General features: G+C 49.5%; 1 protein-coding gene. It reads right to left on the reverse strand.

What is annotated here, in order from left to right; all coding sequences use genetic code 11:
- On the reverse strand, nt 1-527 hold a 527-nt coding region (locus SLS51_RS23215), incomplete at both ends, for a hypothetical protein (protein WP_323840836.1).

Consider the following 527-nt stretch of genomic DNA (forward strand, 5'->3'; position numbering starts at 1 on the left):
AATGCCAGTTTCTCATTGACCTGACGGAATTTATTCGCGCGGCTCATTGTGCCCATACCACTCACATTGCGGGTTAGCCACTGGTTGAATTTCTTATTCAACGTCACTTCAATATCTTGCTTCAAACCACGGCTACTACGTGCATGCTGTGAATCCAGATCAACCAGCGTTTTATAGTCCACACTGCTGGTCTGGTCCAAACCGGACAGATCCAGCACAAATTTTTTCGCACCGGCGAGGGTCCATTGCTGATCTTGCGCCGCCAGCCAGTCCTGCTTTTCACCAAAATGAGCAATGCCCTGCAAGACCCCGGAAATACGGGCTGTACCATCAAACGGATTAACCAGCGGCGGCGTTGGCAGGGATTTATCCATCATCACAATCAGGTCATTACTGCGCCCCTGATTGAAACTGATGTTACGATTGCCAATAAACATCTGCGCCCCTTCAAGCGCCTGATAACCGGCAATATTGACGCTGTGTTTACTGTCGCCATTGCCGATGTGCACCATCACATTATTATCCCC

The sequence above is a fragment of the Photorhabdus africana genome (assembly GCF_035181445.1).
Classification (GTDB): Bacteria; Pseudomonadota; Gammaproteobacteria; order Enterobacterales; family Enterobacteriaceae; genus Photorhabdus; species Photorhabdus laumondii.